The following is a 10,023-nucleotide window of genomic DNA, read 5'->3' as shown; positions in this document are numbered from 1 at the left end:
ACGCTCGAAAAATTTTGGCCGCCCGGGCGGGGGGGCCGCCCCCCCCCCCCCCCCCCCCCCCCCCGCCGGCCCCCCCCCCCCCCCCCCCCCCCCCCCCCCCCCCCCCCCCCCCGGTCGTACGGCCTTGCTCAGCCGGCGAAGGGGCGCTCCCGCGCCAGCTCCTCCTTGGCCACGCCGCGGATGTGCACCGCGTCCGGGCCGTCGACGATGCGCAGCGTGCGGGCGCTGGCGTAGAAGCGGGCGAGCACGGTGTCGTTGCTGACCCCGGCCCCGCCGTGCACCTGGATGGCGCGGTCGATCACGTCGAGGGCCACCTTGGGGGCGGCCACCTTGATCGCCGAGATCTCGGTGCGGGCGCCCTTGGCGCCGTACTTGTCGATCAGGTCGGCGGTCTTCAGCACGTAGAGGCGGGCCTGGTCGATCTCGATGCGCGAGAGCGCGATGGCCTCCCGCACGGTGCCCTGTTCGGCGAGCGGGCGGCCGAACGCGACCCGGTTCTTGCTCCGCTCCACCATCAGCGCCAGCGCGCGCTCGGCCATGCCGATGGCCCGCATGCAGTGGTGGATGCGGCCGGGGCCCAGCCGGGCCTGGGCGATCATGAAGCCGTCGCCCTCGCCGGAGAGGATGTTGCTCACCGGCACCCGAACGTCGGTGAACCGCAGCTCCGAGTGGCCGTGCTGGTCCTGGTACCCGAACACCGGCAGGTGGCGGACGATCTCCAGCCCCGGGGTGTCGCGGGGGACGAGAACCATCGACTGCTGCCGGTGGGGCGGGCCGTCGGGGTCGGTCTTGCCCATGACGATGAAGATCTGGCAGCGCGGGTCGGCGGCCCCGGAGGTCCACCACTTGCGGCCGTTGATCACGTACTCGTCGCCGTCGCGGACGATCGAGGTCTGGATGTTGCGGGCGTCCGACGACGCGACGTCGGGCTCGGTCATCGCGAAGCCCGAGCGGATCTCGCCCTCGAGCAGCGGGTTGAGCCAGCGCTCCTTGTGCTCCGGTGTCCCGAAGAGCATGAGCGTCTCCATGTTGCCGGTGTCCGGGGCGCCGACGTTCATCGACTCCGGCGCGATGACCGGCGACCAGCCGGTGATCTCGGCGACCGAGGCGTACTCGAGGTTGGAGAGCCCGCCGACCTCGTGGTGGAAGAGGTTCCACAGGCCGCGCTTGCGCGCCTCGGCCTTGAGCTCCTCCAGCACGGGCGGGTGCTCGTGGTTGTCGTGGCCGCGCTCGGCACGCCACTGGTCGTAGACGGCCTCGGCGGGGAACACGTGCTCGCGCATGAAGTCCCACGCGCGCGCGCAGACGTCCTCGGCCTTGGGCGAGAGAGCGAAGTCCATGACCGGCAACGTAGCGCCGGACGTGATCGGCGTCGCATCGGGGTCCGCGAGGGTCCACCGCCGGCGGATCCGGACCGGGACGCGGGAGGAGCCGGGCCCGCCGTCCGCGGGGGACGACGGGCCCGGCTCCTCCGGGAGGCCGCGGGAGCGGCCGGTGCAGCTCCGGTCAGGCGCGCGTACGTCCGGTGACGGCGTCACGGACCGGACCCAGCGCGATGGCCAGGCCGGCGAGGGCGCTGACCAGGTGCAGCCAGTTGTCGGCCCAGTTCAGGCTCAGGAAGTCCCACTCGGCGTCGACGGCGAACAGCCCGTAGACGAATGCGGCGCCGTACCCGATGGCCAGCAGCCAGCCGTAGGTCCGCGCCCCGCTCAAGGTCCGGAACAGGGCCAGGCCCGCGGCACCGATCAGGATGTGGACGATGTTGTGGAACGGGTTGATCTCGAACCCGAGCAGCGTCTCGCCCGTGTCGTGGGCGAAGAAGTCGTCGAATCCGGTGATGAAGAAGCCGATGATCCCGATCAGCAGGTAGATGGCGCCGATGGCGCCCGCCAGCATCTGCGGCCAGGTCATCCCCCGCCGATCCGCCCCGGTGTTGCCAGTTGCAGACATCGTGTCCTCCCATAGGTCGTTCGACCTGCCAGGTTCTTGACAGGGGGCTGCGAGGGGCCCGTACCCGGGGCTCACCAGGAGTAACGACCATCGCCCGTCCGGGGGACCGGCGTTGCGGAATCGAGACCCGCTCGGCTCAGCCCTGCCCGGGGCGGGGCGTCGCCCTGGGCCGTCGCACGACGAACGGGCCGATGGCCAGCAGGTCGACCGGCGCGGAGCCGAAGCACTCGAGGGCGTCGCGCGGGTCGTCGACCATCGGCCGGCCGGCGGTGTTCAGGCTGGTGTTCACCACGACCGGCAGCCCGGTGCGCCGCTCGAACGCCGAGATCATCCGGTGCACCAGCGGGGACGCCTCCGGGTCGATCGTCTGGATGCGCGCGGTCCCGTCGACGTGCGTGACGGTCGGGATGCGGTCGCGCCACTCCTCCGCCACGTCGTGGACGAACAGCATGTAGGGCGAGGGGATCGGGCCGCGGCTGAAGATTTCCGGCGCCTTCTCCAGCAGCACCATCGGCGCCACCGGGCGGAACTGCTCCCGGCCCTTGACGTCGTTCATGCGCTCCAGGTTCGCCTCGAACCCCGGGTGCGCCATCAGCGAGCGGTGGCCCAGCGCGCGGGGGCCGTACTCGCTGCGGCCCTGGAACCAGGCGACGATGCCGTTGTCGGCCAGCACCTCGGCCACCGTCTCGGCGACGTCGTCCGGGCGCTCGTAGTCGATCGCCGCCGTCTGCAGGACGCGCTCGATCTCGTCGTCGCTCCAGCCGCGGCCCAGCGCCGCGCCGGGCATCGGCTGGGTGTCCTCGCCGAGCTCGCGGGCCACGTGCAGGGCGGCGCCCAGCGCCGTCCCGGCGTCACCGGCGGCCGGCTGGACCCAGACCTGCTCGAACGGGCTCTCCGCCAGGATGCGGGTGTTGGCCACGCAGTTGAGCGCGGTGCCGCCGGCCAGGGTGAGGGTCTTCTCGCCGGTCTGCTCGTGCACCCAGCGGGCGAGGTCGACCAGCACCTCCTCCAGCCGCTGCTGGACGGAGGCCGCGAGGTCGGCATGGTCCGCGGTCCACTGGTCGCCCTTCCCCAGACGGGGGGCGAACTCGGTGAAGTCGATCTTCTCGGTGCGGAAGCCGCCGTCGTCGGTGGCCCGGATGAGCTCGGCGAGGTCGCCGACGAAGCGCGGCTTGCCGTAGCTGGCCATCGCCATGACCTTGAACTCGTCGGAGCTGCGCAGGAAGCCGAGGTGGTCGGTGAGGTCCTCGTACATCAGCCCGAGCGAGTGCGGCAGCGCCTGGCCGGCGAGCACCTCGAGCTGCCCGTCGACGTAGCGGCCCGCCAGGTGGCTGTGCGCCTCGCCGCGGCCGTCGAGCACGAGCACCGCGTTCTGCCGTTGCGGGGCGGCCAGCCCGGCCGAGGCCGCGTGGGCGACGTGGTGCTTGACGAACCGGACCTTCGCCGGGTCGAGGCCGGGCAGCGCGTGCGCCAGGAAGTCCGGCGCCATCTCGGCGTACTTCTTGCGCATGACGTCGCCGTCGTCGAACAGGCCGGTCTCCTCCGGCGTCGTCATCAGGCCCGGGTCGAAGGAGTAGGCGACCGCGTCGAGCTCCTCGGGGCGGATGCCGGCCTCACGCAGGCACCAGGCGGCGGACAGCTCGGGCAGCTCCCAGGCGCTCCAGGGCAGCGGGCGCTTGCCGTGCTTGCGCCGGCTGAACCGCTCCTCCTCCGCCGCGGCGACGACCTTCCCGTCGACGACCAGCGCCGCCGCCGGGTCGTGGTAGATCGCGTTGATGCCCAGGACCTTCACGCTGCTGCTCCTTCTCCTGGTCTCTGCCCGTCTGTTCCGGGCGCCGACCCGTCGTCCTGTTGATGATCATGAACCCGGTGGCGCCGTCCCGCAGGTCGAGCGGCCGCCTCTCGCTCAGCGGCGGCGGAGCAGGCCGTGCTCCTGGATCGCGGCGAGGGCGAGGGTCTTGTAGCCGACCTCGTCGAACAGCACGGTGATCCGGTCGTCCTCGACGCGCATGACCACGCCGTTCCCCCACTCGCTGTGCTCGACGGGGGTCTCCGGCGGGAACGGTGTGTCGTGGTCGTCGGGGCCGGCGTTGTCCTGGGCGGTGCCGCTGCTGCAGTTGTCGCAGTTGCCGCACGGCCGGTCCAGCTGCTCCCCGAAGTAGCCCAGCAGGAACTGCCGGCGGCACTCGGTGGTCTCGGCGTAGCCGCGCATCATCTCGACCCGGCTCTGGTCGACCTTCTCGTGGTGCTCGGCCAGCTCCCGGGCGGCGGCGGCCGCCTCTCCCGGCGCCGGGGCGTCCTCGGCCGGGTGTGCGGCGCCGTCCTCGTCCACGACGACGGCGGCGACCTGTTCGAGCAGGTTCAGGTCGCGGGCGAGGGGGGTGGCGGCGCGGCCGGTCTCCTCGCGGAGGGTCTTCACGTCGACGCCGTCCGCCAGCCCCGCGGCCGGTGCGGCGGCGACCAGGCCGGCCACCTGCTGCAGCTCCTCCTCGGCGGGGGTGCCGGCGGCGAAGAAGCGGCGCAGCCCCAGGTCCTCCTGGCGGTAGACCAGGACGGCGAGCGCGGGCTCCCCGTCGCGGCCGGCCCGCCCGATCTCCTGGTAGTAGCTGTCGACGGAGTCGGCCGGCTCGGCGTGGACGACGAAGCGGGTCCCGGGCTTGTCGATGCCCATGCCGAACGCGGTGGTGGCGACGACGACGTCGAGCTCGTCGGCCATCCAGGCGCGCTGCGTCTCCTCGCGCTGGGTCTTCTTCAGCGCCGCGTGGTAGGCCTGTGCACGCAGCCCCCGGTCGGCCAGCGCGGCGGCGATCTCCTCCGTGCCCCTGCGCGTCGCGGTGTAGACGATCCCGGGGCCCCGGCCGTCGCCGATCTCGGCGAGCACCCGGTCGAGCACGCCCTGCTCCTTGGCGTGCGCGTCGGCGTAGTGGTCGACCTCCAGCCGGATCTCCGGCCGGTCGAAGCCGGCGACGACGATCTCGGGCTCGTCCATGCCCAGCTGCTCGACGATCTCGGCGCGGACCGGTGGGGCGGCGGTGGCGGTGAGCGCCAGCACGGTGGGGTGGCCCAGCTGCTCGACCACCCCGCCCAGCCGCAGGTAGTCCGGTCGGAAGTCGTGGCCCCACGCGGAGACGCAGTGCGCCTCGTCGACGACGAACAGCGCCGGCTCGGCCGCGGCGATCGCGTCGACGACCTCGGGCTTGGTCAGCTGCTCGGGCGCGAGGAAGAGGAAGCGGACCGTTCCGTCACCGATCCCGGCCAGGGCGTCGCGCTGGTCGGCGGCGGGAAGGGCGGAGTTCAGCTGGGCGGCGCGACCCGCGTCGTCGGCGAGCTCGGAGAGGCGCTCGACCTGGTCGCGCTGCAGCGCGATGAGCGGCGAGACGACGACGACCGGACCCGCCAGCAGCTGCCCCGCGACCTGGTAGACCGCCGTCTTGCCGGCTCCCGAGGGGAGGACGGCGAGAGTGTCGCGCCCGCCCACGACGGCCTGCATCGCGCGCTCCTGTCCGGGGCGGAAGTCGTCGTAGCCGAGCACCTCGCGGGCGAACTCGCGGATGCGGCGGGTGCGGACGGAGGCGCTGGCGCCGGCGGGGTTGTCCCGCTCGGGGGAGGGAGGCACCGGCTGCCTCTCCCCTGCGGCGGTCCGCGGCAAACGGTGCGCTGGCACACGCCGCGTTCCGCGGGAACGCGGCTCTCGGCCGGTGATCGGCCGCGCTCCTTCCGCAGCCAGCCGGCGGACGAGGTCGCGGTTGCCCATGGGACCTGCAGGCCGCACTGCCAGGCCGGCCAGTGCGCGCAGAGCGGATGCCGACGCCGTGCCGGCCGCCTCGCTCGTCGAACTCCGCGACCAGCCGGAGCCACGTGGCTGTTGGCGCCGCCAGCCGCACCGCCCCGTTGGTGATGGTCCGGGCGAGTTCGTCCAGCGGAGTCGCGTGGCCCGGCCTGTCGCTCACTGTTCTCGAACGGATGTGCGGAACACAGGGGCGGGGTGTCACAGATCCGCAGGCTCACGGTGCGAGGCGTTCCCGCGGGAACGCCGGTGCGGCGCTGCGGCGGTGCGGTGACGCAGCGGCGCGGTCTCCCGGTGGCCCCTTGATCGTTGTGAGGCCGGGAAGGGAGGGGCGTCAGCGAAGGGGAGAGCGCCGGGGTGCGACGTCGGCGTGCTCGGCCGCGGCCCGGCCGGCGTGCCACCCGCCCGCGTCCACCGACGACCGGCTGCGGCTCGACCGGACCCGGGGGAACAGCTCGGCCGTGCGGACCGCGACCGCTTCCTGCCGCGACCGCAGGACCGGGAGCAGGTCCACGCCGCGTTCCTCCCCCGCCTCCGCGGTCGCCCGACGGCGCGCCGTGGCCAGCCGCTCGCCGATGCGGTGGGCGTAGCCCAGCAGGAACGCGCGGCGGAACGACCGCGCGGGGGAGCGGGCCTGCTGTCGCTCCGCGGCGGCCAGCGCCTGGGCGACCTGGAGCAGCAGCGAGGTGAACAGCAGCTCGACCGCGTCGAGGTCGGACCGGAGACCGACGAGGGTGGCGATGCCCAGGCCCTGGTACCAGACGAGCTGCACGTCGTTCGCCTCCGCGACGGCGCCCAGCAGCTGGGTCTTGGCGCGGGCGTAGGGGTCGGCGACGTGCACCCGCCGGGTGTCGACGTCGACGGCGGCAGCCGGACCGCCGCCGAGCAGCGCGACATCCACCGCGTGCCGGGTCATCAGCTCCTGCGCCTTGGCCGTCAGCGCCTCGGCCTCGTCGGGGAACCCGGTCGACTCCGCCTTGGCCAGCAGCGCGCGGATGCGCCGCAACGCCCTGTCGTCGTCGAGCGCGGCAGGCCGGCCGCCGCCGGGCCGTGCCGGCCCCCACCGCGACGGGGGTGGCAGGAGCACCTCGAGCCGGGCCGTGGAGCCCAGCAGCCCGGCCAGTTGGAGCACGGTGCGCCACGCCTCGGCCGGCGGGCGCCGCTCGGTCCGGTGCCAGGCGGTGATCGCCGCCGCCTCCTCCCCGGCGTACCTCGAGTCCAGGGCCCCGAGCTCCCGGAGCTGCTCGACCCAGGTCTCGGGCGCCCGGGATGCCGCATCCGTGCGGCGCGCGTGGTCGGCGACCAGGGCGACGAGCAGTGCCACCGATCCCGCGCCCAGCTGCCGCCGGGCGGCATGGGCGACGTCGGCCGGCTGCCAGCCGCGCTCCCAGGTCGCGTCGAGCGCGTCACCCAGGGCCCGCGTGAGCAGGCCGCCCTCGTCGAAGGCGAACCCATGCGCGCTGAGCGTGGCCGCCACCTCGGCGGCGACTGCGGCGTCCCTGAGCGCCGGAGCCCGGTGCCGGAGCAGGTTCACGAGCCACGCGTCGTCGATCACGCCCGGCATGCTGCCCGTCCGGGCCGACGCCCGGAGCGGGTGGCCTGTGGAGGACGCGCGCCGTCCACAGGCGCGGCTAGGGTCTTGCGGTGGCCGTCTCCACCGCATCGCCCGGGCAGCGGGCCGGCACCCTCGCGGTGGCCGCCGTCGCCCTGATCGTGCTGGCCGGCGGCTGGTGGGCCCGGGTGCGGTGCCTCGACGGGGGCTGGGCCGGCGGCGAGCAGTTCTACGGCTACTGCTACTCCGACGTCGCCCCGCTGTGGTCCCGGCGGGGGCTGGACGAGGGCTCAGGCCCGTACGGCGCCGAGCCGCTGGAGTACCCCCCGGTGCTCGCGGTGCGGATCTGGCTGGCCGCCGTCCTCGCGCACGCGCTGCCGGGCACGGCGACCGTCGTGACCTTCTCCGCCGTCAACGGCCTGTTCGTCGTGCTGGAGGTGCTGGCGGCCCTGGTGCTGCTGCGTCGCCTGGGCCTGGGGCCGGCCCGGCTGCTGTGGTGGGCCGCGGCGCCGACGCTGTTCCTCTACGCCTTCTACAACTGGGACACGCTGCCGATCGTGCTGCTGCTCGGGGCGGTCCTGCTGCTCCGGCGGGGCCGGCACACCGCTTCGGGCCTCGTCGCCGGTCTCGGCGCGGCGGCGAAGGTGTTCCCCGGGTTCCTGGTGCCGCTGGTCGTGCTGGCGCTGCTGGCCGGTCGCCGTCCGCGCGCCGCCCTGCTGCACGGCGGCGCCGCGGCGCTGGTGTTCGTCGCGGTGCACGTGCCCGCCTACCTGCTCGCCCCGGACGGCTGGGACCGGTTCTACGAGCTCAGCAGCGAGCGTGGCATGCACGTCGACAGCCTCTGGTTCCTGCTCGCCCGGCTGGGCGGGCCGGAGCCCGGGCCGGCCGCGCTGAGCGTCCTCAGCCTCGGGGTCTTCGCGGCCACCGCCGTCGCGGTCGTCGTCCTCGGCGCCCGCCGGCGCCGTCCCGAGGAGTGGTGGCAGCTCGTGCTGCCGGTGCTGGTCTGCTTCGTCCTGGCCAACAAGGTGTACTCGCCGCAGTACACGCTCTGGCTGGTGCCGCTCATGGCCCTGGTGCTGCGCCGGGCCGCACCGTTCGTCGCGGTCGTGCTCAGCGACGTCCTGGTGCACGCGGTGGAGTTCCCGCACCTCGCGGTGCGCGCCGGCTTCGGGGAGGGGCTGCCCTACCCGGTGCTCGGAGCCGCCGTCGCCCTGCGCGCCGCCGCGCTGGTGTGGGTCGCCGTCGAGGTGGTGCGCCACCCGCCGGGGTCACCGCCAGGACGGCAGCCAGTACCGGAGGTCGAGGGCGTCCCGGTCCAGCGGGATCCCTAGCCAGATCGGGGCGAAGAAGACGAAGGAGGCCACCGCGAGCACGGCCAGCGCACCGCCGACCAGGCGCGGCCGGGGGCCGGCCTGGACAGCCCGGACCAGGCCGAGGGCGAGGAACGGCACGGCGGGCAGCATGTAGAAGAAGTAGCCGGGCTTGCCGGCGGCCAGCCAGGGCAGCCACAGCAGGACCAGCGGGACCAGGATCGTGGCGGCGACGCCGTCGCGGCGGACGACGGCGCGCCAGAGCAGCACGGGGTAGGCCAGCAGCGCCGGCCACCACAGCGCGGGGCTGCCGACCATGGTGATCCGCGCGACCGTCCCGGGCGGGACCTCGCACTCCCCGGCCTCCTGCTGGGAGGTCGTGCAGCTCTCGGCGTAGACCAGGATCGGGCGCTCCAGCCAGATCCAGCCCAGCGGGTCCGAGCGGTACGGGTGGGTCGCCTCGAGGTCGCGGTGGTACTGGACCAGGTCGACCTGGGTCTGCCACCAGGTCTCCAGCCGGTCGCCGGCGCCGGTCGCGCAGTCGCCCTCCTCGCAGGCCCGCGCCCCGGCGTAGCTCTCCTCGTAGTTGGCGAACCAGCCGGCGTGGGCGGTGACGTACACGGCCGCCGGCAGCACCAGCATGCTGAGCACGCCCCCGGCGGCGACGGCGGCGGCGCGCCGGGTGCCGCGCGCCAGGCCCTCCCCGCGCCCCGCCAGCTCGGTGCCGAGGACCAGCAGCCCGGCGGCCGCGATGGCGAGCAGGCCCGACCACTTGGTCGCGACCGCCAGCCCGAGGGCGAGCCCGGCCAGCCAGCGGTACCCAGAGCCGAGGAAGGACCGGCGCAGGGCCTCACCGGGCCCCCGGCCGAGCCGCCGGGCGTCCCGGTCGAGCAGCACCAGCCAGAAGGCGAGCGCCACGCACAGGCCCAGCACGGCGTCGAGCATCGCCAGGCGGCTGGTCGTCACCGCCAGCCCGTCGAGCGCGACCAGCAGGGCCGCGAGGGCGGCGGGCGCGGTGCGCCGGAACAGCCGCAGGCCGCTGAGGTGGACCAGCAGCACGGTCAGCGACCCGGCGACGGCGACGCCGATCCGCCAGCCGAAGGGGGTGTAGCCGAAGATCTGGATGCCGAGGGCGATGACCCACTTGCCGAAGGGTGGGTGGGCCGGGCGCTCCTCCTCGACGCCCCGGGTGACGTAGTCGAGGGAGTCCGGGCCGTAGTACTTCTCGTCGAAGTACAGCCGGTCGGGATCGCCCAGGTCCCACAGCCGCACGGCTGCGGCGACGCAGAGCAGGACCAGCGGCACCACGAACGCCGACCGCGGGGGGGGGGGGGGGGGGGGGGGCCCCCCCCCCGCGGCCCCCCCCCCCCGCGGGCGGCGGTGCGCCCCCCCTTTTAGTTTTTTTTTTTGAAAAAATAATGGGA

The 10,023-nt window shown here is 74.4% G+C and carries 7 protein-coding genes; 1 reads left to right on the top strand and 6 read right to left on the bottom strand.

All coding sequences use genetic code 11. The features are described from left to right. Positions 1–128 precede the first annotated feature (128 nt). The 5 genes from ACI79T_RS20885 to ACI79T_RS20865 all read right to left on the bottom strand — a co-directional run bounded on the left by ACI79T_RS20885 (position 129) and on the right by ACI79T_RS20865 (position 7,292). Complete coding sequence (locus ACI79T_RS20885) at positions 129–1,340, bottom strand: acyl-CoA dehydrogenase family protein (RefSeq protein WP_456612013.1); 1,212 nt, start codon at positions 1,338–1,340, stop codon at positions 129–131. A 166-nt stretch (positions 1,341–1,506) separates the two neighbouring features. Further along, positions 1,507–1,911, bottom strand: a complete 405-nt coding sequence (locus ACI79T_RS20880; protein WP_456612012.1) for a DUF4383 domain-containing protein — start codon at positions 1,909–1,911, stop codon at positions 1,507–1,509. Between the two features lie 175 nt (positions 1,912–2,086). Then, complete coding sequence (locus ACI79T_RS20875; protein ID WP_456612011.1) at positions 2,087–3,742, bottom strand: carbamoyltransferase family protein; 1,656 nt, start codon at positions 3,740–3,742, stop codon at positions 2,087–2,089. 114 nt (positions 3,743–3,856) lie between these two features. Next, the gene (locus tag ACI79T_RS20870) at positions 3,857–5,566 is read right to left on the bottom strand and encodes a RecQ family ATP-dependent DNA helicase (RefSeq protein WP_456612010.1); all 1,710 of its coding nucleotides are present in this window, start codon (positions 5,564–5,566) and stop codon (positions 3,857–3,859) included. Positions 5,567–6,071: 505 nt separating this feature from the next. Continuing rightward, positions 6,072–7,292 (bottom strand): DUF2786 domain-containing protein, encoded by a 1,221-nt coding sequence (locus ACI79T_RS20865; protein ID WP_456612009.1) that lies wholly within the window; start codon positions 7,290–7,292, stop codon positions 6,072–6,074. An 89-nt stretch (positions 7,293–7,381) separates the two neighbouring features. On the opposite strand from ACI79T_RS20865, the gene ACI79T_RS20860 reads away from it, so the two are divergent. Next, positions 7,382–8,620, top strand: a complete 1,239-nt coding sequence (locus ACI79T_RS20860; RefSeq protein WP_456612008.1) for a glycosyltransferase 87 family protein — start codon at positions 7,382–7,384, stop codon at positions 8,618–8,620. Here ACI79T_RS20860 and ACI79T_RS20855 read toward each other — a convergent pair. Further along, complete coding sequence (locus tag ACI79T_RS20855) at positions 8,558–9,907, bottom strand: phospholipid carrier-dependent glycosyltransferase (RefSeq protein WP_456612007.1); 1,350 nt, start codon at positions 9,905–9,907, stop codon at positions 8,558–8,560. The genes ACI79T_RS20860 and ACI79T_RS20855 overlap by 63 nt on opposite strands. Between the last annotated feature and the right edge of the window lie 116 nt (positions 9,908–10,023).

The organism is Blastococcus sp. SYSU DS0619 (assembly GCF_054051035.1).
The sequence above is the reverse complement of the archived record's forward strand: the minus strand, read 5'-3'. Positions and strand labels throughout refer to the sequence as shown.